Genomic DNA, 22,651 nt, shown 5'->3' with positions numbered 1-22,651 from the left:
TCACCGGTTTAGTATTTCATTTGTACAATGTTTTTTGCGACCAAGCTGAAATGGGAATTGTGATATGAAAATCCCGCTTAATATTAATATGATTCCGAATAGTTGGGTTGTGCTAAAGGATTCATGTAAAATTAATAAAGCTGCGACGATAGAGGCGGGCAATTCGGCAGAGCTAACGATGGTTGCAAGCCCTGAGTCTAGCTTCGGAGACCCGAACGCAAAGCAAATAATTGGTAATACGGCAAAGAAGCCGGTAATCAAGGCGTATTTCCATAATCCATTAAAAATGACCCCACTCGTGATAAAACCACCAGAGCTTGTAATAAGGACAAGCAATAATCCCCCAAAGGTTAAATATGTACTTCGCTGTAAACCTGGTAGCTCCGTCGCTACCTTTCCAGTAAAAAAGATAAACAAAGCATATGTTAATGCGGCTAATAATCCGTAAACGACCCCGGTGCTCTCAAGCTTCTGTATTCCAACGAGCGAAAACTGACCAGCAAACCCCGTTCCAATTAGCAGGAACACGATTGCGATTAATTTTTCAGGTGATGGCCATCGTTTTTCGGCACAAGCTTCGAGTAAAATCCCAATCCAAGTGAATTGAAATAAGAGTACCACCGATACAGAGGCTGGATTTTCTTTAAGGCTTAATCCGTAAAAAAGGCCTGTTAAGCTTAAAAAGCTACCAGTCAAAATAAGCTGTAGTCCTTGCTTCTTCGTAAGTGCTTTCCGTTGGAAAAAGGGAAGCAGGATTAAGAGGGCCAAAAATGAAAATAAATATTGGCTTCCGGTGATTTCTTGGACAGAATAGCCCGCTTGAATCGCAACCTTGACGACTGCGGTGAGAATACCGTAGCTGCAGGCCCCTAAAAAAATCAAAATTGCGTACTTGCTTTTCCCCATAGTCTTATTAAGCTCCTTATCTTAAAACCTACATTAAATGCTTAATGAAGGTGCTAGCAATTCCAAAGTAAGTAATTAATGAAAAGATATCATTCAAGGTTGTAATGAGCGGGCCGGATGCAACCGCAGGGTCGATATTCAAGCGATATAGGATTAACGGAATGACAGTACCAGCCAATGTGCCGATAATCAGCGCCAATAAAAGTGAGGAGCCAACCACAACCCCTAGAAACGGGTTTCCCTGCCAAAAGAACGCAATCAACGTTATCAAAATCCCGCATATCACACCAATGATGATGCCGACAAGCAGCTCGCGGAATATAAGCTTTGTGATGACCTTTTTATCGATATCCTTTGAAACGAGTCCACGAACGACTACTGCTAACGATTGTGTACCGGTGTTTCCAGTCATTCCGGTTATCATCGGCATAAAGAAGGACAACGCGACGACCTTTTCGATCGTATCCTCATAGCCGCTGATAATTTTACCTGAGACAATCCCGATGAATAATAATAAAATCAACCATGGTAAACGCCTAGAAGCTGCAACAATTGCCTTTGTATCAAAATCAATCGCTTTACCTGAAGCCGATAGTTTTTCGATATCTTCATTTGCTTCCTTAATAAAAACGTCAATGATATCATCAACAGTTACAATCCCGAGTAAAGTGTTTTCCTCATCGACAACTGGAATGGCCAAAAAGTCGTAGCGTTCAATTATCGTCGCCACTTCCTCTTGGTCCATTGAAACCGTAACGGAAATGACGCGTTCAAACATAATATCACGGATTAATTCACCAGGTTCAGCAATTAATAAATCCCGATAAGAAACAACACCAACTAGCTTTCGCTTTTGATCGATGACATATAAGTAATTGATTGTTTCAGCATATTCAGCAAAGGTTTTCAGTTTGTCGACCGCTTCGCGGACTGTAAAATAATTGCGAATCCAAACGAATCGGTTGGTCATAATCCTTCCTGCCGTTTCCGGCGGATAATTCATAATGTCCTGAACGGCTTTAGATTCCTCTTTTTTCATTCCTGAAAGAAGCGCGCGCATCTTTTCAGGAGCAAGGTCTTCGAGAAGGGAGGCTAAGTCATCATTGTCCATTTCATCAAGGACTTTGCCCTTCTTTTCTAGCCCAATTTTATTTAATACTTCAATTTGATCATCTTTGTCTAACTCCTGGATGACATCGGCAAGAAGGTCGATATTTAAAAAGAGCAAAAATCGTGTTTTGTGCTCTTCAGGTAAATCATCGTAAATTTGGGCAATATCATACGGCTGGAGTTCTTCGACAATTTCTTCAAATTCCTGTTTGTTTTCTTTTACTAAAGTGTTGATCATTTGCTCAATAATTTGTTCTTGTGTCAAGTTCATAATCATTTCACTCACGCTCCTTCCGCCGTATACTTCGATTTCCGAACTTCCCATCTTTCATTATAAAGAATTTTATAGCAATATAAGATATTTTTCGCTGTTTTTGCTAAAATATATAAAGATAATATTGTTCGAAGAGGTATGAGGAGGGGCAGCTGGGTACAGACTGTCTTTTCTTGTAGAGTCGATGGGGTAGGGAGGGTTTAATACATTGAAACGGAATCATCAAGAAATTCGCGATTTAGTATATTTTCATTTAAATGATAGTGGTCAATACGTCATTTCTTACGGAGTAGAATTTGCTGAATTTGCCCAGTCCTTACCGCGTACTCTAAATCACTTATTGTTATTAAAGCATCGTTTTGAGGATGGTGAATTCAATCGCCATACTCAGCTAGAGTACGTTCCTAGGGAGCGATTAAGTAAGCTAGTAGTTGATAATATTTATGGCTACGGGGATTTCTGTTGGATTGATTTTGAAGAAATTGATGGCTTAGATGAACTATCTGGAACTGAAATAGCTGAATTGCTTTATTTGGGACATTTAAAACAGCATTTACGGGTGCCGTTTTATAACAAATTAGGAAACCGCTTCGTGTATTTATCACGAGATGATGGTTGGTTTACGAAAACTTATTTTCGGCAAATGAATGATTTTTACAGAATGCTTGGAGAGGTTCTGCCAATCAAGCTTTCTGAACTGAAGCTGGAAAAGACTATGATTGGCCTCAGAAAAAAACGCACCTATCCACCTGTGAATTTAGATATCATATTATCGCTCACCAAGTTTATGCGGGAAGGTATTGTTTTTTCATTAAGAAATGTTCAGCAAAACCGAGTCCGGATTGAGATACCAATATGGGTCATTGGTGATTTTGATAATATGGATGATATGTTTGATGAATACGCGCAAATGAAATATGAGAAATGTGATGCGAAGCTCGTTTTTGAGAAAAAAACAAGGGAGTGGTCCCTCACTACATAATAGTTGGTGCGGTCGTTTGGGCGACCGCTTATTTGTCGTGTTAATTTTTCCAGGGTTGAACCAAGCTAAATACTACATACAGTAATAGTAATGAATGGAAAATGAATGAACACCTTTAATGATAAAGTGGTAAAATATATGGGTATGACCTGATAAAATGGAGGTTTAAGAATGAAAACAAAATTAGGATTGTTATACGGTGGTAAATCTGCAGAACATAAAGTTTCGATGCGGACGGCAATGGCAGTAATTAAAGCTCTTGATTTAAGCAAATTTGATATTTTTCCAATATACATAACCGAGCAGGGGCAATGGATTAAAGGGCCTCAGCTATTCGCACCAGTTGAAAATGTAAATGAGTTAGCTTTTTCCACACCTGAAGCAGGAGAAGGGATGCTTTCACCGCAGCTTTTTCAAGCGGAAGTGGATGGACAGCTTACACCGCTTGATGCAGTTTTTCCATTACTACATGGACCGAACGGTGAAGATGGAACGGTTCAAGGCTTACTTGAACTATTGAATATCCCATATGTTGGTAATGGGGTGTTGGCCTCGTCGGCTGGGATGGATAAAGTGGTGATGAAGAACATCTTCGCACAAGCTGGATTAGCCCAAGTAGATTATGTTTGGTTTATTCGTAGCGAATGGGAGAAGGCTAAGGAGTCTGCTTACGTTAACGTGGAAGAAAAGCTTGGTTATCCGTGCTTTGTTAAGCCTGCAAACCTTGGCTCGAGCGTGGGCATTAGCAAATGTTCTGATCGTGCAGAGCTTGAGGCTGCGTTCAACGAAGCGTTTCAGTTTGACCGAAAAATCATTATCGAGCAAGGAGTTACTGCACGAGAAATTGAAATCGCTGTGTTGGGTAATGATGAGCCGCAATGCTCAGTTGCTGGTGAAATTATTCCAAAGACATCCTTTTATGATTATGAAGCAAAATATGAGGATAACAGTACAGGCTTGATTATCCCAGCCGAGATTTCTGCGGAGCAGTACGCTGAAATGAAGGAGTTAGCGATTGGATCGTTTAAAGCGCTTGATTGTTCAGGATTAGTTCGTGCAGACTTTTTCTTAACTCAAGATGGTAAATGGCTCATTAATGAAGTGAATACAATGCCTGGTTTTACACCGGTAAGTATGTTCCCGCTTTTATGGAACGAAACCGGAATTGCTTATCCGCAGCTGATTGAGAAGCTTGTTGAGCTCGCTCAAGAAAGACACGCAGAAAAGCAAAGAATACGTTATACAATGTAGGTTGATAGAATGGTTTCTTTGTAAACCTACAAAGTATTAGCAGGGGGTTAATTAGCGCATGATTCAAAGGACGATCGCGCAAATAGAAAAAATGATTTCAATTGAAAACGATGTTAGTGCTATCGGGTCTATTGAAATTCAGGGAGTCTGTATTGATACTCGTAAAATTACGAAGGGGAATTTGTTTGTTCCTTTTAAAGGTGAGAAAACTGATGGACATCAATACGTTGAAGCAGCACTACAACAAGGTGCGGCCGCAGCGTTATGGCAAAAGGATGTTCCTAATCCACCACTTCATTTACCTGTTATCGTTGTCGAAGATACACTCGTTGCTCTTCAGGAATTAGCGAGAAGCTATCGGAATCAATTGCCGAAGCTCCAGGTAATCGGTATTACAGGAAGCAATGGTAAAACAACGACTAAGGATATCACTGCTAATTTGTTGTCCCTCAAGTATAAGGTGCAAAAAACAGAGGGCAATTTTAATAATCATATTGGCTTGCCTTTAACCGTGTTAAATCTTGATGAGGATACGGATATTGCCATACTAGAAATGGGTATGAGTAGCCGCGGGGAAATAGAGTTCTTAACTCAATTAGCGAGACCAAACGCAGTTATGATCACGAATATAGGTGAATCCCATTTGCTTGACCTTGGTTCCCGTGCCGGAATTGCAGAAGCTAAGCTTGAGATCATTTCTGGTATTCAGGCTGATGGCTTAGTCGTTTATAACGGTGATGAGCCATTATTGCGTGAACGCTTGCTGAACTATCAGGGGAATGTTAAAACATTTGGACGAAATGATATGAACGATCTTTATCCGGAAAACATCATTCCATCTGCAGAAGGGAATGTGTTTACGGTTAATGGGATTAATCAGGAATTTACTTTGCCTGTTTTAGGAACACATAATGTTCTAAATGCTTTAGCTGCGATGCTGGTAGCTCATCATTATGACGTTCCTTTTGAGAAAATGAATGAAGGTTTTGCTTCCTTAAAGCTCACGAATATGAGAATGGAGCTTATTAATGGGCGGGACGGTATAAAGATTATTAATGACGCCTATAACGCAAGTCCTACTTCAATGAAAGCTGCGATTGAGCTAATTAATAATCTAGAAGGCTATAGACAAAAAATCCTCGTTCTAGGTGATATGCTTGAGCTCGGTCCCGATGAAGTGAAATTCCATCAAGAGGTTGGGGCAATGGTTGATCCAGAGGAAATTGACTATGTATTCACATATGGGCAGCTCGGCCTCAAGATTGCCGAAGGGGCACGGACCGTTCTTCGGAATGAACAAGTCAAAGCCTTTATAGATAAAAATGAACTTACTAAAGAATTAATAAAATGCACAAAACAAGACACACTAATCTTAATCAAAGCCTCGCGCGGAATGAAACTAGAAGAAATCGTCACTGCACTGCAGTAAAGCGATGGGGGACAGTCCCCCATCGCTTTAGAGCGATAAAGTTTGAGGGAGTGAGCAGCATGGATAAAAAGAGAGTAATTGTTGTTGGTGGAGGGATTACAGGTCTATCGGCCGCTTATTACTTACAGAAGGAAGCAGCTCAGAAGTCACTTCCGATTGAGGTGTTGTTAATCGAGGCGAGTGACCGTGTCGGCGGTGTGATTCAAACGGTTAAAAAGGATGGCTTTGTCATTGAGAAAGGCCCTGATTCAATTATTGCTCGGAAAACGAGCGGCATTCAATTAATTGAAGAGCTCGGCTTAAAGGACAAGGTTATCTCAAACACGGCCGGAAAATCGTATATACTCGTTAAAGGAAAATTACATACAATGCCAGAAGGCTCTTTCATGGGGATCCCCACAAGAGTAACTCCGTTTGCAGTTTCTGGCTTATTTTCACCACTTGGGAAGCTACGGGCAGCAGCCGATTTCGTGCTTCCGAAAGGTGCGCCACAAACAGACCAATCTTTGGGGGGATTTTTCCGAAGAAGACTGGGAAATGAAGTGGTCGAAAATTTAATTGAGCCACTATTGGCGGGCATCTATGCGGGTGATATTGATAATTTAAGCTTAATGTCGCTATTTCCGAACTTTTATGAAATGGAACAGGAGCACCGCAGTCTCGTGGTTGGTTTAAAGAAAACAATGCCAAAGCCGCCTAAGCCTGCCGGAGGGGCGAAAAAGCAGCCAGCTCGAAAAGGGATGTTTATCTCTTTGACGACAGGACTTGAAGAGATTGTCATTCAATTGGAGAAGCGCTTAGCTGGTTCGATTGTAAAAGGAACAGGAGTTACAGAAATTGCGCAGCATAACGATGGATATCAGGTGACCTTAGCTAATGGAAGCGTAGAAATGGCTGATAGTGTGATTGTTGCCACCGACCATTTCCACGCGCAGCAAATGCTGTCAAAGTATTCATTTATGGATGTTTTTAAAGCAATGCCAGCCACTTCGGTTGCGAATGTGGCAATGGCTTTTCCGAAATCCGCTATTAAGAAGGATATTGATGGTTCAGGCTTTGTTGTTTCTCGCAATAGCGATTTCCGTATTACTGCTTGTACTTGGACGCATAAAAAATGGCCAGGCTCTACCCCTGAAGGAATGGCGTTGTTGCGTTGCTATGTTGGAAAACCGGATGACCAAGCAGCAGTAAATATGAGTGACGCAGAAATTGTGAAGCTAGTTCTGACTGACTTAAACAAGACGATGAATATTACGGAAGAACCATTATTCCATGTCATTACAAGATGGAATAAATCGATGCCGCAATATACCGTTGGCCATAAGGAACGGATGGCAAAGGTCAAATCTTCTCTCGCGGCAGAATTACCTGGTGTATACCTCGCCGGTAGCTCGTTTGAAGGGGTGGGAATACCGGATTGCATCTCCCAAGGAAAAGGTGCAGTCAGCAAGGTTCTTGATTTCCTTCAACAATAAAATCCTGATTTTGAGCGGACACAGAGTCCCTTATTTGGAGTCAAATGCCTTGTTTTAAGAGTTTAGCGGACACCAGCGCCCTTATTTAGTCAAAATCATGCAAACTAATCTGCATTTTGGGCAAATAGCGGATTCAATTTCCGCTACGACCGAGAAGATGCTGATTTTGGCCCAAATAGCGTCTCCTATGTCCGCTAGCGGATGATGCCGGTGATTTCAATGTCCGCTACGACCGAGAAGAAGCAGGTTTTGACACAAATAACGGCTCCTATGTCCGCAAATAAATATTAAAGCGGCTTATCACAAGGATAAGCCGTTTTTTGCATAGATATGGTAAAATTACACTAATGGGATATTTACATTCATTACGATTTTGGTGGTGATGTTCATGATCGGTTGTTTATGTATTCATGGTTTTACTGGGGCACCGTTTGAAGTGGCACCTTTAGTTCAATTTTTACAGGAACGGACAAATTGGCATTTTGCTGTGCCGACTTTACCTGGTCATGGTGATAACTTGAATTTAAAAGGGGTTCATTACAAAGAGTGGATCGAGCATGCTGACCTAGCGCTCCGTGATTTGATGGAAAAATGCGATACCATCTATGTTATTGGCTTTTCAATGGGAGGTTTAATTGCCAGCTATCTGGCGGCAAACTATCCAATTGATAAATTGGTCTTATTGAGTGCGGCTGCCTATTATGTTAACCCTAAGCAGCTGGTACTTGATATTAAAGAAATCATCAAGGATTCTTTTAAGGGCAAAATAACGGATAATGAGCTATTCCTCCGTTATAAAAGAAAAATAACTCAGACACCGCTCAGCGCAACAATTCAGTTCCGAACATTAGTCACAAAGGTAAGGCCGTTATTGAGCGGAATCAATAGTCCTACGTTCATCGCCCAAGGTCAATGTGATGGCATCGTCCCACCGAAAAGCGCTGAATATTTGTATTCAAACATAGGCGCCGAGCAAAAACGGCTCATTTTTTATCAAAATGCCAAGCACCTCATTTGTCACAGTGAAGAACGTGAAAAGTTGTTTAGGGAAGTTTTTTTATTTTTGCAAAAATAACCCTGATTTAGTACTAAAAAGAGAAAAAATATTTCTAATTATTTTGACAAAATCCATCCTGATTTCGACAAATTATCGTGAAATAATCAATTATTTTCTGTGATAATCGTAAAATCCACAGTTTGGTCCCAAATCCAATTAATTGCATTTACTACGCTAAAGTGTTAAGATTATCATCAAAGTACTAGGGCGAAATGCTAACAACCAGACATGATCCTTTTGGAGAATGTCTTTTTTTGAGAAAAATATTCGCGTTCAAATTAAAAAAGCTTATATAACAATAATTAAGAAATGAAACTATACATGATTGATGGAATAAAAGGAGATTGAATAAATTGACAATGTTTCAAGATTTGGGCCTTAGCCCGGCAATGATGAAATCAATAAAAAAAATGGGTTTTGAGGAAGCAACACCAATTCAGGCGCAGACGATCCCGTTAAGCTTAGAGAACAAGGATTTAATTGGCCAAGCACAAACAGGAACGGGGAAAACGGCTGCATTCGGTATCCCGCTTATTGAAAAAATTAATAAGGACGTTGATGCGATTCAAGGAATTGTTGTCGCGCCAACACGGGAACTAGCGATTCAAGTATCGGAAGAGCTTTACAAAATTGGCTACGGAAAGCGAGTGCGCGTCTTGCCAATTTACGGTGGACAGGATATTAATCGCCAAATTCGTGCTTTGAAAAAGAATCCCCATATTATTGTGGGAACTCCAGGTCGTTTAATCGACCATATTAATCGTAAAACACTTCGTCTTGACAGTGTGCAAACAGCCATTCTTGATGAAGCAGATGAAATGCTAAACATGGGCTTTATTGAGGACATTGAAGCAATTTTGGCGCAGATTCCTACTGAGCGTCAAACCTTGCTATTCTCAGCAACTATGCCAGCGCCAATTCAAAAAATCGCCGAAACGTTTATGAGAGACCCGCAAATCGTTCGGGTGAAAACGAAAGAAGTTACTGTATCGTCTGTTGAACAATTTTATGTTGAAGTTCAAGAGCGTAACAAATTTGATGTGTTGACAAGATTGTTAGACATACAATCACCGGAGCTTGCCATCGTTTTCGGTCGCACAAAGCGTCGTGTTGATGAATTATCAGAAGCGCTTAATTTGCGTGGCTATATGGCGGAAGGAATTCATGGTGATTTAAGCCAAGCAAAACGCCTATCCGTGTTACGTAAATTTAAAGAGGGATCAATCGACGTGCTTGTTGCAACAGACGTTGCAGCACGTGGTTTAGATATTTCCGGGGTCACTCATGTATATAATTTTGATATTCCACAGGATCCAGAAAGTTATGTTCACCGTATCGGCCGAACAGGTCGTGCTGGAAAAACTGGTATGGCGATGACGTTTGTAACTCACCGCGAAAAATCTTACTTAGGTGTCGTAGAAAGAACGACTAAGAAGAAAATGGAAAAGTTGGTTCCGCCAACATTGGACCAAGCGCTTGAAGGACAACAAAAGGCTGTTGTTGAAAAAATCCTGCAAACAATCGAAGCGAATAATTTACAATATTACAAGCAAGCAGCTGATGAGCTTCTTGATCAACAAGATCCAAGCACTGTGGTTGCCGCTGTTTTAAAAATGTTAACGAAGGAGCCAGATACGACTCCAGTCAAATTAACAGAAGAAACACCATTACCACAAAAGCGGGAACGGAAGCCTTACGAGCGTGGGGACAACCGTCGTGGCAATGATTACAATCGCAAAAAAGGTGCTCCGAATCATCGCACTGGTGCAAAACGCACACATCACCGCGATTCGAAGCCATCAAAGACATTCCGTTAATAACAATTAACAGAGGCTGTTGAGAATTCTCAACAGCTTTTTTTATGGTTTGTAAAATTGCGTGGAAAAATATTACAATTTTAGACAATGTTCTGTATACTATGGTGGTAAACGTTAAGTCTCTTGTAATAATTTGTATGATGCCTATTTTAAGAAGTTATGTTAATGCAAAGTTTTGATTTTTGCTATGTTGATTGGAGCGGAAATCAACATCCTAAATCTAACACTACCTTTAAATAAATAAACACTAGGAGGGATATGATTGATTAGAGAACCTCAGACAAGAATTTCTGAGCGAGCATTAAAGGCATGGAAAATTCATGGTATCATTACAGCCGTTGTTTTAATCTTGCTTGGAGGAAGCACCATTCCACTATCAATTATTTTCGATTGGCCAATTTGGATTAACCTGATTTCAATGGCTCCGGCATTGCTATTATCTTATTTTTCTATTTGGTTGTGGCCAAGATTGAAGTGGAACAGATGGCGCTACGAGGTAAGAGAAACAGAAATAGAGCTCCAGCAAGGGGTCATCATTACAAAAAGAACATTAGTGCCGATGATTCGTGTTCAACACGTGGATACAAACCAAGGACCAATTTTAAAAAAATATAATTTAGCTTCCGTTCAAATATCAACTGCAGCTACAGTCCATGAGATTCCAGCATTAGATTTAGCTGAAGCGGAGGAACTTCGCTATTATATTGGAAAATTGACAAGGACGGCTGATGAAGATGTCTAAGCCGAAACGACTTCATCCAATTGCTGCTATCACTTCATTTTTCAAGCAATTAAAGGAAATGATTTTTCCAATTATTGCTTCAACCGTCTTCGGAGGGGGAATGAAGGAATGGAGTACTTTATTCATTCCACTTGGTTTTGTCATCTTCGCATTGATTTCTGGATTATTAACATGGTTTCGTTATACATATCGAATTGAAGAAAATGAACTACGCATAGAATCAGGCGTTTTTGTAAAAAAGAAGCGTTATATTCCGTTTGAACGAATTCAGAGCTTAAATCAATCAGAGGGGATCCTCCATCGCCCTTTTGGTTTGGTCAAATTGAGCATTGATACCGCAGCAAAAGCTGATGCCCTTGAAGCTGAGGGAGAGCTAGTCGCCATTACAAAGGAAGAAGCGGTCAGAATTCAGACGATTATTGCGGAAGCGAAAAATGGAGGAATTAGTGCTGGAAGTGAAAACGTAAATACTTCTCAGCCAGAGATTGTGATTTATAAGATCGCTCCAAAGGAACTTTTTCTTTTAGCCGCCACTTCTGGGGGTGTGGGGATGATTATCTCGGCGATAATCGCCTTTGCAGCTCAATTTAGTCAAATGATTCCTTATAAAAAATTGTTCCACCGCTTTGAGGATATCATTACGAATGGAATGGTTTTTGTCAGCATTTTAGTTTTTATTGTGTTTATTTTTGTATGGGTAGTCGCTTTAATCAGTATGATGCTGAAATATGCTGATTTTAAAGTTGTGAAAAGCGGAGAGGACTTAATCATTTCAAGGGGAGTAATTGAAAAAAGGCAGGTAACCATTCCGTTTAAGCGAATTCAGGCGATTCGAATTTCGCAAAATATACTACGGCAACCGCTAGGCTATGCAACGGTATACTTAGAAAATGCCGGAGGCGGCTTAAATGAACAAGACGGTATTACTAAATTCATGTTGCTTCCATTAGTGAAGCGAAAAGATATTGAAGGGATTTTACAGAGGCAGTTTCCGGAATATCAGTTGGACGTCGCCCTAAAAGGGGCACCAAAGCGAGCTTTACTAAGATATATCCTGAAGGGTGTCCTAATCCCAGTACCAGTTATCGCAATAGCTGTTGGTTTCTTTCCTGTGTGGGGATGGTTATCGGTGTTGATTTTATTACCTATATCGGTTCTGCAATACTTGAGACACCGTGATGCTGGCTGGAACATAACTGACGATCAATTAACACTCCAATATCGGTTAATAGATAAAAATATGATTTTTTTAAAAAAGAAAAAAGTACAGGCGCTTGAGCAACAAGAAAGCTTTTTGCAAACAAGAAAGAATTTAGCTTCCATAAAGGCTACAGTGGCTGCTGGGTTTGGGGGCTCGCACGGAAAAGTGGTTGATATTGAACAGGAGCACGCTGACCAAATCTATCGCTGGTATTCATACGAACAAAAAGCGGCTAGGGCATAAGTATTTTAGCAAAAAAATCGAACTATGCTGGGAGATTCTAACTTTGAATTTCCCAGTAGTTCGATTTTTTTGTTCTTGAAAATAAGCGGAAGAATTCCGCTTATTTTGGGAAATGCCCATATTTCGTTAAGAATAAAGGGAGTTTTTCCGCTTATTTCATTAAAATCACCGGATATTGACTTTGTAGGAGTAGTTAAGCGGAAATTCTCCGCTTATTTCAGCTCAATTAGCCCCCCTCACGTACAATAACGGGAATTTCTCCGCTTATTTATTCTCATACCTACATAAAAATCATTCGGTTTTAATAGCGGACATTTTAGTTCTGTCCCAGCCTCTTTTATGATCATCGTGTGATGAATCCTACAATTGCTAGGAGGGCAATGATTCCCCAGATGATGAGCTTTCCAAGTGGGACAGAGCGTAGATTAAGCTTGGGAAGTGTTAGTTTACCCATTCCTCTGCTTCCAGATGATCCAAGGTTGAAGCTGGATTTATTTTTATTATCATAATAAGCGATACTTCCAATTAAGAAGCCAGCAATAAGACCGAAAATATGAGCGGTGATATTAATGTTTGGCTGAAGGAAGGTCATTATCACACCAATCACAGTAATGGTTAAGATGATTTGTGAATTTTGTTGTGACAGCATATGCTTTCGGTAGGCGATAATGGCGATATAAAAGCCAAATAACGCAAAAATCGCACCGCTTGAGCCGACATGTGTATAATAAAGCGGATTGACAAAGTAGGTTGCGATATTCGCAAGCACTCCACCAGCTAAATAAAGGGCAGAAAATTTAAACTTTCCAAGCATCCGCTCCAAGCCTGGTCCAAATAAAACGAGTGAAAAGCTATTAAATAACATATGGGCAAAACCACCGTGCAGGAACATCGGTGTTACAAAGCGCCAAAGTTCTCCTTCGGAAATATACAGGTTCACTCCGGCCAATACGGAAAAGATGTATTTACCGGGAAAGAAGGGAAGATTGGTGACTAGAAATAACAAAACATGTATGAGTATAATAGCAGTGACTATCGGATAATAGCGGATAAACTGCTGGAAGCTTTCATTTCTAAAAAACATAATGTCCTCCTTGGAGATTGATATAAGCATGTTATTTATTATTTTCAATGTGAAAAGAAATGTAGTTGTAACTCAAGCTTTATTTTCATCATAACATTATCCGGAAAATTAATGTATTAGACAGCTTGTTCTTTGTTTGTAGCTAATCTATGCGTAAACGACTATATATAGAAGGAAGAGACCAAATGATTGAAGGTATTGGAATAGACATTGTTGAGCTTCACCGTATAAAAGAGCTAATGAATCGGCAACAAAAATTTATTGATCGTGTGCTTACACCGCACGAAAAGGATCGGTTTATTACTTTATCGGAGAAACGCAAGGTTGAATATGTAGCGGGACGGTTTGCGGCGAAGGAGGCCTTTTCCAAGGCGGTTGGGTCAGGAATAGGGCAGCTTTCATTTTTGGATATTGAATTGCATGTCGATGAATTTGGAAAGCCATATATAGTAAAGCCCTTTTCGAAGGGGGTCCATCTGTCAATTTCGCATAGCGAACAATATGCGGTTGCTCAAGTGGTTATTGAAAAAGGTTGGGAAAATCAATAAGCTTGTCATCATCCCCGTCATATTCCTCATGGTTGTCTCATATATTCATAGTGCGATAGGAGAGACAAGGCTAGGCGGCGGGAACACGGGCGTTAAGCATTAGTCTATAGCGTCCCTGTTTAATTCCGGGCTTGCTCTCTATTTCTTGAAGAAATGAGACAGAAGGGGTTGAAGACATGAGGAAAAGCTGGTTGTTGCTTCTCGCCGGGCTTTTAATGGTTGTGGTATTGGCGGCTTGTGGTCAAAAATCACAGCAAGATGTTGTTAAAGAATTAGATGGGAAATTGGGGAAACTAGCTGCTTACAAGGCTGATGCCCAAATGACACTGCAAATGGGAACGGAACCGCAAACCTATGACGTGGAGATTTGGCATAAGGATCCTTCCTTTTATCGGGTAAACTTAAAAAATGCTAAAAAAGATCAAAGTCAGATGATTCTCCGCAATGATGAAGGTGTATTTGTGTTAACGCCGGCACTTAATAAAAGCTTCCGCTTCCAGAGCGATTGGCCACAAAATAGCAGCCAGGCATATTTATACGAATCATTAATCAAGGACATTATAGAAGATAAAAATGCGAAATTTACTGCAACAAAGGATCACTTTGTATTTGAAACAAAAACTCGCTATCAAAATAATAAAATGCTTCCACTTCAGGAAATAACTATTAATAAAAAGGATTTATCACCTGTAAGTGTGAAGGTAATGGACTCTGACCGAAATGCTTTAGTAACCGTAAAATTTACTAAAGTAAAATTCGATGCAAGTTTTGATAAAAAGGATTTCGATATGCAAAAGAACATGACAGGCGCTCAACTTGAGGTACCGGTAATGGGGGATGTTAAGGATAAGTCGTTTTCGGTTAAATATCCAGAAGCAGACATTCCGGGAGTAAGCCTTGTAAGTGAAAAAGAGATTAAAACAGAAAACGGTAAACGTGTTGTCTTAACGTATGATGGAGATAAGTCATTTACATTAGTTGAGGAGAAGGCAGAAATCATGCCAGCAACAGCTTCGGCGGCGTCAATGATTGGCGAGCCAGTCGATCTTGGCTTTACAATTGGTGCATTAGCAGATAATCACATTACTTGGACATACGAAGGCGTCGATTATACGATTGCTTCGAATGATTTAACACCTGAAGAAATGGCGGAGGTTGCCCGCACCGTACAAGGAAATGCTGTGAAATAAACAAGACATTAATCAACAGGCTCGCACATTCCGAGCCTGTTTTTTAACGAAGTTTAAACCATAAAGTTTTCATTGACATTAAAACTAAGGAGTTCGATAATCAACAATAGAACATTTCAATGCACTAACGCATTGGGGGACTGTCCCCCATTACGTTAAAGGGTTAATGTAAGAGGAAGTGAATGGCGTGGAAGAGCAAGGTTTTTTTTATCGGGATACTTGGGCTGAGATTGATTTAGACCGAGTTAAAGCAAATGTCGAAGGATTAAGGAACCACCTACCCGCATATGTAGAGATCATTGCGGTTGTGAAAGCAAATGCATATGGTCATGGTGATGTGCAAATTTCTAATACAGCTCTTTCAGCAGGTGCAACCTATTTAGCTGTGGCTTTTCTGGATGAAGCATTGTCGTTAAGAAGAAAAGGAATCACCGCACCAATTTTAGTATTAGGTGCCAGCCGACCGCAAGATGTTCGGATTGCTGCCAATCATAAAATCACCTTAACTGTTTTTCAATCAAACTGGCTAACTGAAGCACAAGCCGTTCTTAATGAAACAGACCAGCTAAAACTTCATGTTAAGCTAGATACAGGTATGGGACGAATTGGCATCCGAGAGAGTGATGACTTGGAAGCTTTAGAAAAGTTAATTTTAGACGATAATAGGCTTGAATTAGAAGGAGTCTTTACGCATTTTTCAACTGCGGATGAGCTTGATACTAATTATTTTTATCAACAGTTTGCCCGTTTTCAAGAAATGGTCTCTTTGTTAAAAGAAAAGCCAAAATACATTCATTGTAGTAATAGTGCAGCATCATTAAGATTTGCGGAAGCTAATTTTAATGCAGTTCGCATGGGAATTTCGATGTATGGCTTAACTCCATCACCTGAGATAGAGCCGGAGCTGCCGTATCCATTAAAGGAAGTATTTTCACTGCATTCGTGTCTAATTCATGTGAAAAAACTCCATAAAGGTGATAAAGTAAGCTACGGTGCCACTTATGAAGCGAAACAGGATGAATGGATTGGTACGATTCCAATCGGATATGCTGATGGATGGATTCGAAAGCTGCAAGGCCAAGAAGTGCTAATCGATGGAATTAGAATGCCGATTGTTGGACGAATCTGCATGGATCAATGCATGATTTTGCTGCCTCATGAATACCCTGTTGGAACACAGGTAACGTTAATAGGTGAACAAGTTAATGAAGTAATATCCGTAAATGAGATTGCAGCTCGCGCGGAAACGATTAACTACGAGATTCCTTGCATTATCTCGAATCGTGTACCACGTATCTATAAACGCAATGGAAAAACAGTAGATGTATATAATGCAATTGCCGACTAAAAAGCTATTTAATAGGTAATAATGATACAGGTGTATAATAAATTATTTTTCTGATAGATTATTCAAGTGAAAACTGAATAGCCTTTGCTTTCTGGATAAATAGTGGTAATATATAAAAGGGATAGAGATAAAATGGTGTGTAGTGATGGTGGAGGTGTATGTTTGTGTCTGAATCCAGCGCAACAACAGAGATATTGGTAAAATTACCGCAACATCTTTTAACCGAGTTGGATGGTTTTGTAAAACAGGAAAACGTTAATCGTAGTGAATTTATTTATCAAGCCACGAAGATGTATCTTCGCGAGCGAAAAAAAAGGCAGATTCGTGAGTCGATGAGACGAGGCTATATGGAAATGGCCAAAATAAATCTAACAATAGCTTCGGAAATGTTTCAAGCGGAATATGAGGCAGAACACACAGTAGAACGCCTAGTTAGCGGAGGGTAATCTCTTGATTGTGAAACGTGGTGACGTTTATTTTGCAGACCTTTCCCCAGTTGTTGGCTCAGAGCAAGGCGGCGTTCGTCCTGTGCTTGTCATTCAAAACGACATCGGGAATCGGTTCAGTCCCACAGTCATCGTTGCAGCAATAACAGCTCAAATCCAAAAAGCAAAGCTGCCTACCCATGTTGAAATTGATGCGAAGCGTTACGGTTTCGAACGTGATTCGGTTATTCTACTAGAACAAATTCGTACTATCGATAAACAACGTTTAACTGACAAAATTACCCATCTTGATGATGAAATGATGGATAAAGTTGATGATGCCTTACAAGTAAGTTTAGGACTCATCGAATTTTAGTAAAAAGGATTCACCGTTATTCTGTCATGATTTTATTTTTATTAAGTTTTTAAGAGAAGGACGAACTTTTGTTTGTCGCTTCTTTACATAAAGATTCGGCACAAGGCAAGCCTCCAAGCAGGTTTGTCTTTTTTATTGTTTGCGAGGGGGGGTTAGGATTAGTAGTTGATTGGTTGTTAGTTGTCGAGGTTTGAGAGCTGTGCATAAAAGGGCGGGATGTGCATATATGGTTTTTTGTGTGCATATCAAGGTTTTCGTGAGCATATATTCGCAGTGTCTCTAAAAAGTTGTGCATATATTTGAAAAGTCGTGCATATATCGGAAAAGTTGTATCATATATTTTTTCAAATAGATCATACCCACAATTTCATGTGCATATCGCAGTAATCTTGTGCAAATATTGGTTCCCGATTAAGATGAAATGGCCTAAAATCCAGACTTTTTTATAGAAATCTGCTATTTTGTATTAAAAATCTGTAATTTTTATAAAAAAATAATGATTTTCCCCCACAAAAGATAGATTTTTTCTAAAAACACCTCACAATACCTCAATATAAGTGCCCTCAATGCAAACCAACGTATAAATTTGCTACAATAGATAATAATCCTAATGGAAAAATGAAGAATGTGGAGGATATACGATTGGAACAAATTATCGATAAACAAGAGCAATTTATTAAACAAATTGCCACGGAGCAAGCGTTAAAATTAACCCAAGTTCGCAGTGTCATCAATCTTCATAACGAGGGTAATACTGTTCCATTCATGGCGCGATATCGAAAAGAAATGACTGGCGCATTAGATGAAGTTCAAATACGAGACATTATTGAAAGATGGCAATACATACAAAACCTAGAACAACGGAAGGAAGAGGTTATCCGTTTAATAGATGAACAAGGCAAATTAACGCCTGAACTCCAGGTTCAAATAGGACGAGCTACTAAACTCCAAGAAGTTGAGGATTTATACCGTCCGTATAAACAAAAGCGCCGTACGAAAGCTACTATCGCCAAGGAAAAGGGCTTAGAACCACTTGCGGAATGGCTGATGACATTTCCACAAACGGGGGACACTGAAGAAAAAGCTTGTGAATTCCTGTCAGAGGAAAAAGAAGTCCTGTCTGCTGAGGATGCTTTAGCTGGAGCTAAAGATATTATCGCTGAATGGGTTTCGGATGATCCGGAAAGCCGCAAATGGATTCGTCAGGAAACCTTTAAACATGGATTAATAGAAACTTCCGTAAAAGATAAGGAAAAAGACGAGAAGAATGTTTATGAAATGTATTATCAGTATGAAGAACCTGTTCAAAAAATCGTTCCGCATCGTGTTTTAGCAGTTAATCGTGGCGAGAAAGAAGAAATCATACGAGTTGCTGTTAAGCCAAACGTAGACGCAATCTTGAATTATTTACTGAAAAAGTGGATTAAAAAACATAATGCTATAAGTGAGAAACTAGTTACAGAAGCAATTGAGGATGGATACAAGCGTCTGATTCAACCATCGATTGAGCGAGAAATCCGCAATGAGCTTACCGAAAAAGCTGAGGAACAAGCGATTCACATCTTCTCGGAAAACCTGCGCAATCTGCTGCTTCAACCACCATTGAAGGGGAAAATTGTGCTTGGGGTAGACCCAGCCTATCGGACGGGCTGTAAGCTAGCGGTAGTGGATGAAACGGGTAAAGTGTTAGCAATCGATGTGATCTATCCACATCCTCCTGTGAAAAAGACAAAGGAAGCGCGCGAAAAAATCATTTCTATTTTAGAAAAATATAAAATTGAAATGGTTGCGATTGGAAATGGGACGGCATCTCGTGAAACAGAACAGTTTGTCGCAGATATATTAAAAGAGATGACTGAAGAGATTTTCTATCTTATCGTTAATGAAGCGGGAGCAAGTGTGTATTCTGCATCAGACTTGGCTCGTGAGGAATTTCCTGATTTTAAAGTTGAAGAAAGAAGTGCCGTTTCTATCGCGCGCCGTTTGCAGGACCCATTAGCTGAATTGGTGAAAATCGATCCGAAATCGGTTGGGGTCGGACAGTATCAGCACGATGTATCACAGAAGAAACTGTCTGAATCATTAACTTTTGTCGTAGAAACTGCTGTTAACCAAGTAGGAGTTAACGTTAATACTGCCTCATCATCGCTGCTTCAGTATGTAGCGGGTTTATCAAAAACCGTTGCAAATAATATTGTTAAAAAGCGCGAAGAGGAAGGTAAATTTTCAAGCCGCAGTCAATTGAAAAAGATACCGCGACTCGGCGCGAAAACATATGAACAAGCAATTGGATTTTTACGGGTTGTCGATGGAGAGGATCCATTAGATCGAACTGGTATCCATCCAGAAAGCTACAAAGAGGTTAAGCAATTACTTTCTAGTTTAGGTTTCAAAACTGCTGACCTAGGCAGTGAAGAATTGAAAGCTGCTTTATCAAGACTCGATATCAAACAAACGGCAGCAGAGCTGCAAATCGGAGAATTGACTTTGCAGGATATCGTTGAAGCATTAATGAGACCAGAGCGGGATCCTCGTGACGAACTGCCAAAACCATTGCTCAAAAAAGATGTCCTTCAGCTTGAAGATTTAAAAGCGGGGATGGAGCTACAAGGAACTGTAAGAAACGTCGTTGATTTTGGTGCATTTGTTGACATCGGGGTTAAACAAGATGGATTAGTCCATATTTCAAAACTAAGCAATCGTTTTGTAAAACACCCATTAGATATTGTTGCGGTTGGAGATGTTGTCACTGTTTGGGTCGATGGGGTAGATGTTAATAAAGGTCGAGTATCATTAACAATGCTCCCACCGAATGAATAACGATTTATTGCTGAAAAACACCGCCTATGAGCGGTGTTTTTTTCTGTATAAAAACCAGCATTGGTTCAATAGCTTTATTTGATAACGATTTTTTTCATAAAATGCACGTTGCATTTGCTTCTGAAACCAGGTCGGCATAAATACAACCTCCCGAATCGTATTTCTTTTGAAATAATATATGTTATAATAGTTTGTCATGTTCAATGATGAGGAGGGTGTTTGGTTGGATAACAAAAAACTGCAGAAATTAGTTGAAGAAATATCAATTAAATTTTTTCAGAAACCTTTCAGACATCAAGCCCTTTTTAATCCGAGATTACGCTCTACTGGTGGGAGATATCTATTAGGGAGCCATAATATTGAAGTTAATAGAACATATTTTGAGCAATTTGGAGAAACTGAGTTATACGGAATCATAAAACATGAATTATGTCATTATCACCTTCATTTAGAGGGGAAAGGCTATCAACACAGAGATCCCGATTTCAGGCAATTATTAAAACAAGTAGAAGCACCTAGATTTTGCTCTCCATTACCTAATGCTAAGAAAGCGAAGCCGGTAAATAGAATTCTAGTTTATGCATGCAAGACGTGTTCGCAAGTATATAAGCGTAAGCGAGCGATCAATACAGAGAAATATGTTTGTGGAAAATGTAGAGGTCAGTTAATAAAAGTAAAAGAGTTGACAAGCAGTTAAAGCGATGTTATATTAATATTCCGCGCAACGATAATGATTTCGGTGCGAAAAAAATAGTGTTGACAAATCGAGTCGAAGTTTTTATAATAAATAAAGTCGACAAGATGATGTTGATATTAAATTAACAAAAAGCTTCTATTAATACTGTTCCGCAGTAGCTCAGTGGTAGAGCAATCGGCTGTTAACCGATCGGTCGTAGGTTCGAGTCCTACCTGCGGAGCCATTTATTTGGGGAAGTACTCAAGAGGCTGAAGAGGCGCCCCTGCTAAGGGTGTAGGTCGGGTAACCGGCGCGAGGGTTCAAATCCCTCCTTCTCCGCCATTTAATATATCGGCCCCTTGGTCAAGCGGTTAAGACACCGCCCTTTCACGGCGGTAACACGGGTTCGAATCCCGTAGGGGTCACTTTAAGTTTTTGGTCCGGTAGTTCAGTTGGTTAGAATGCCTGCCTGTCACGCAGGAGGTCGCGGGTTCGAGTCCCGTCCGGACCGCCATTTTTATTTAATATATGTTGGGCTATAGCCAAGCGGTAAGGCAACGGACTTTGACTCCGTCATTCGTAGGTTCGAATCCTGCTAGCCCAGCCATTTTTTTGAGAGCCATTAGCTCAGTTGGTAGAGCATCTGACTTTTAATCAGAGGGTCGAAGGTTCGAGTCCTTCATGGCTCACCATTCTAGAGGTGAGAAATCAGAAGTTGGAAGTTAGAATATGTGTTTTGCTTCGAAGCGAAACCGGGATTCTGACCTCTTATATCTGACATCTAACATCTAACATATGCGGGTGTGGCGGAATTGGCAGACGCACTAGACTTAGGATCTAGCGCCGCAAGGCGTGGGGGTTCGACTCCCTTCACCCGCACCATTAATTTCCTGTTGTTTGTGGATAACAATTGTGTTATCATTGCGATTGTCGCTTTTTATAATGCGGTCGTGGCGGAATGGCAGACGCGCTAGGTTGAGGGCCTAGTGGGGGCAACCCCGTGGAGGTTCAAGTCCTCTCGGCCGCACCAATTATATTTAAAAGAGTATTGACAACGTTTTGTGAAACTGTTAAACTAATTAAGTTGCTAAATTTTAACAAATGCGCCCGTAGCTCAATTGGATAGAGCGTCTGACTACGGATCAGAAGGTTATGGGTTCGACTCCTTTCGGGCGCGCCATTTCTAGAAGTAAGAAATCAGAAGTGAGAAGTCAGTTTGAAAGAAAAGCTTCGAAGCGATTCTAAGATTCTGATATCTAACATCTGAACTCTGACATCTAAATCGGGAAGTAGCTCAGCTTGGTAGAGCACTTGGTTTGGGACCAAGGGGTCGCAGGTTCGAATCCTGTCTTCCCGACCATCTAATTTAATATGAATATGCGGGTGTAGTTTAGTGGTAAAACCACAGCCTTCCAAGCTGTTGTTGTGGGTTCGATTCCCATCACCCGCTCCATTGTTCCTTGAAAACTAAACAAACAAACGTCAACAATAAACAAAATTTAGTGTATCTGACTTCGGTTATGAACACTAGCCAACGTAACTTTTATGAGCTAAATCAACTCAACTTTCTTGGAGAGTTTGATCCTGGCTCAGGACGAACGCTGGCGGCGTGCCTAATACATGCAAGTCGAGCGGACTTGAGGGAGCTTGCTCCCGATAGTCAGCGGCGGACGGGTGAGTAACACGTGGGCAACCTG

Annotated in this window: 19 protein-coding genes, 11 tRNA genes and 1 rRNA gene; 27 read left to right on the top strand and 4 right to left on the bottom strand. The window is 40.3% G+C overall.

Features of this window, described 5'->3' with window-relative positions:
• Complete coding sequence (locus FXW34_RS20565; protein WP_147535923.1) at nt 1-906, bottom strand: EamA family transporter; 906 nt, start codon at nt 904-906, stop codon at nt 1-3.
• 28 nt (nt 907-934) lie between these two features.
• A complete protein-coding gene (mgtE, locus tag FXW34_RS20560) occupies nt 935-2,293 on the bottom strand; it encodes a magnesium transporter (RefSeq protein ID WP_147535922.1) in 1,359 nt (452 codons plus the stop codon).
• Nucleotides 2,294-2,498: 205 nt separating this feature from the next.
• On the opposite strand from mgtE, the gene FXW34_RS20555 reads away from it, so the two are divergent.
• The 8 genes from FXW34_RS20555 (at nt 2,499) to FXW34_RS20520 (ending at nt 12,487) form a co-directional block, all read left to right on the top strand.
• Nucleotides 2,499-3,272 carry a hypothetical protein gene (locus tag FXW34_RS20555; RefSeq protein ID WP_147535921.1) on the top strand — a complete coding sequence of 258 codons (774 nt, stop codon included), beginning with the start codon at nt 2,499-2,501 and terminating at the stop codon, nt 3,270-3,272.
• A gap of 171 nt (nt 3,273-3,443) precedes the next feature.
• Nucleotides 3,444-4,523, top strand: coding sequence for a D-alanine--D-alanine ligase (locus FXW34_RS20550; RefSeq protein ID WP_147535920.1), 1,080 nt, complete (start codon nt 3,444-3,446; stop codon nt 4,521-4,523).
• 58 nt (nt 4,524-4,581) lie between these two features.
• Nucleotides 4,582-5,952, top strand: coding sequence for a UDP-N-acetylmuramoyl-tripeptide--D-alanyl-D-alanine ligase (locus FXW34_RS20545; protein ID WP_147535919.1), 1,371 nt, complete (start codon nt 4,582-4,584; stop codon nt 5,950-5,952).
• Nucleotides 5,953-6,011: 59 nt separating this feature from the next.
• The gene (gene hemY / locus FXW34_RS20540; RefSeq protein ID WP_147535918.1) at nt 6,012-7,427 is read left to right on the top strand and encodes a protoporphyrinogen oxidase; all 1,416 of its coding nucleotides are present in this window, start codon (nt 6,012-6,014) and stop codon (nt 7,425-7,427) included.
• A gap of 388 nt (nt 7,428-7,815) precedes the next feature.
• On the top strand, nt 7,816-8,502 hold the full coding sequence (locus tag FXW34_RS20535) for an alpha/beta hydrolase (protein WP_187119051.1): 687 nt from the start codon (nt 7,816-7,818) through the stop codon (nt 8,500-8,502).
• 341 nt (nt 8,503-8,843) lie between these two features.
• Nucleotides 8,844-10,301, top strand: coding sequence for a degradosome RNA helicase CshA (gene cshA, locus FXW34_RS20530; protein WP_425457456.1), 1,458 nt, complete (start codon nt 8,844-8,846; stop codon nt 10,299-10,301).
• 262 nt (nt 10,302-10,563) lie between these two features.
• The gene (locus FXW34_RS20525; RefSeq protein ID WP_147535915.1) at nt 10,564-11,043 is read left to right on the top strand and encodes a PH domain-containing protein; all 480 of its coding nucleotides are present in this window, start codon (nt 10,564-10,566) and stop codon (nt 11,041-11,043) included.
• Nucleotides 11,036-12,487, top strand: a complete 1,452-nt coding sequence (locus FXW34_RS20520) for a PH domain-containing protein (RefSeq protein WP_187119050.1) — start codon at nt 11,036-11,038, stop codon at nt 12,485-12,487. Before FXW34_RS20525 ends, FXW34_RS20520 begins: the two co-directional genes overlap by 8 nt.
• 343 nt (nt 12,488-12,830) lie before the next feature.
• Here FXW34_RS20520 and FXW34_RS20515 read toward each other — a convergent pair whose 3' ends face one another.
• On the bottom strand, nt 12,831-13,571 hold the full coding sequence (locus tag FXW34_RS20515; RefSeq protein ID WP_147535913.1) for a rhomboid family intramembrane serine protease: 741 nt from the start codon (nt 13,569-13,571) through the stop codon (nt 12,831-12,833).
• A 185-nt stretch (nt 13,572-13,756) separates the two neighbouring features.
• On the opposite strand from FXW34_RS20515, the gene acpS reads away from it, so the two are divergent.
• From acpS to FXW34_RS20485, 6 genes are all read left to right on the top strand, one after another.
• Nucleotides 13,757-14,119, top strand: coding sequence for a holo-ACP synthase (gene acpS, locus FXW34_RS20510; RefSeq protein ID WP_147535912.1), 363 nt, complete (start codon nt 13,757-13,759; stop codon nt 14,117-14,119).
• Nucleotides 14,120-14,295: 176 nt separating this feature from the next.
• The gene (locus FXW34_RS20505) at nt 14,296-15,309 is read left to right on the top strand and encodes a LolA family protein (RefSeq protein WP_147535911.1); all 1,014 of its coding nucleotides are present in this window, start codon (nt 14,296-14,298) and stop codon (nt 15,307-15,309) included.
• 187 nt (nt 15,310-15,496) lie between these two features.
• A complete protein-coding gene (gene alr / locus FXW34_RS20500) occupies nt 15,497-16,657 on the top strand; it encodes an alanine racemase (RefSeq protein WP_147535910.1) in 1,161 nt (386 codons plus the stop codon).
• A 164-nt stretch (nt 16,658-16,821) separates the two neighbouring features.
• Nucleotides 16,822-17,103, top strand: a complete 282-nt coding sequence (locus FXW34_RS20495; RefSeq protein WP_147535909.1) for a CopG family ribbon-helix-helix protein — start codon at nt 16,822-16,824, stop codon at nt 17,101-17,103.
• A gap of 4 nt (nt 17,104-17,107) precedes the next feature.
• Entirely contained in the window at nt 17,108-17,458 is a 351-nt protein-coding gene (ndoA, locus tag FXW34_RS20490; RefSeq protein WP_147535908.1) for a type II toxin-antitoxin system endoribonuclease NdoA, read from the top strand.
• Between the two features lie 618 nt (nt 17,459-18,076).
• Nucleotides 18,077-20,278, top strand: coding sequence for a Tex family protein (locus FXW34_RS20485; RefSeq protein ID WP_187119049.1), 2,202 nt, complete (start codon nt 18,077-18,079; stop codon nt 20,276-20,278).
• Nucleotides 20,279-20,302: 24 nt separating this feature from the next.
• On the opposite strand, the gene cmpA is transcribed toward FXW34_RS20485, so the two are convergent.
• On the bottom strand, nt 20,303-20,416 hold the full coding sequence (gene cmpA / locus FXW34_RS20480; RefSeq protein ID WP_147535906.1) for a cortex morphogenetic protein CmpA: 114 nt from the start codon (nt 20,414-20,416) through the stop codon (nt 20,303-20,305).
• An 85-nt stretch (nt 20,417-20,501) separates the two neighbouring features.
• Between cmpA and FXW34_RS20475 the strand changes: the two genes are divergently transcribed.
• From FXW34_RS20475 to FXW34_RS20415, 13 genes are all read left to right on the top strand, one after another.
• Nucleotides 20,502-20,975, top strand: coding sequence for a SprT family protein (locus FXW34_RS20475; RefSeq protein ID WP_147535905.1), 474 nt, complete (start codon nt 20,502-20,504; stop codon nt 20,973-20,975).
• Nucleotides 20,976-21,123: 148 nt separating this feature from the next.
• Nucleotides 21,124-21,198, top strand: a tRNA-Asn gene (locus FXW34_RS20470).
• Between the two features lie 7 nt (nt 21,199-21,205).
• Nucleotides 21,206-21,296, top strand: a tRNA-Ser gene (locus FXW34_RS20465).
• A gap of 11 nt (nt 21,297-21,307) precedes the next feature.
• Nucleotides 21,308-21,379 (top strand) — tRNA-Glu (locus FXW34_RS20460).
• Nucleotides 21,380-21,391: 12 nt separating this feature from the next.
• Nucleotides 21,392-21,468, top strand: a tRNA-Asp gene (locus tag FXW34_RS20455).
• Between the two features lie 18 nt (nt 21,469-21,486).
• Nucleotides 21,487-21,561 (top strand) — tRNA-Gln (locus FXW34_RS20450).
• 9 nt (nt 21,562-21,570) lie between these two features.
• Nucleotides 21,571-21,646: transfer RNA gene (locus tag FXW34_RS20445), tRNA-Lys, on the top strand.
• A gap of 105 nt (nt 21,647-21,751) precedes the next feature.
• Nucleotides 21,752-21,836 (top strand) — tRNA-Leu (locus FXW34_RS20440).
• A gap of 62 nt (nt 21,837-21,898) precedes the next feature.
• Nucleotides 21,899-21,984 (top strand) — tRNA-Leu (locus FXW34_RS20435).
• Nucleotides 21,985-22,057: 73 nt separating this feature from the next.
• Nucleotides 22,058-22,134 (top strand) — tRNA-Arg (locus FXW34_RS20430).
• A 103-nt stretch (nt 22,135-22,237) separates the two neighbouring features.
• Nucleotides 22,238-22,314: transfer RNA gene (locus FXW34_RS20425), tRNA-Pro, on the top strand.
• Nucleotides 22,315-22,333: 19 nt separating this feature from the next.
• Nucleotides 22,334-22,407: transfer RNA gene (locus FXW34_RS20420), tRNA-Gly, on the top strand.
• Nucleotides 22,408-22,520: 113 nt separating this feature from the next.
• Nucleotides 22,521-22,651, top strand: a 16S ribosomal RNA gene (locus FXW34_RS20415); the annotation flags it as partial.

The sequence above is a fragment of the Bacillus marasmi genome (genome assembly GCF_902168435.1).
GTDB lineage: Bacteria > Bacillota > Bacilli > Bacillales > Cytobacillaceae > Bacillus_BU > Bacillus_BU marasmi.
This window is presented reverse-complemented; position numbering and strand designations above follow the sequence as displayed.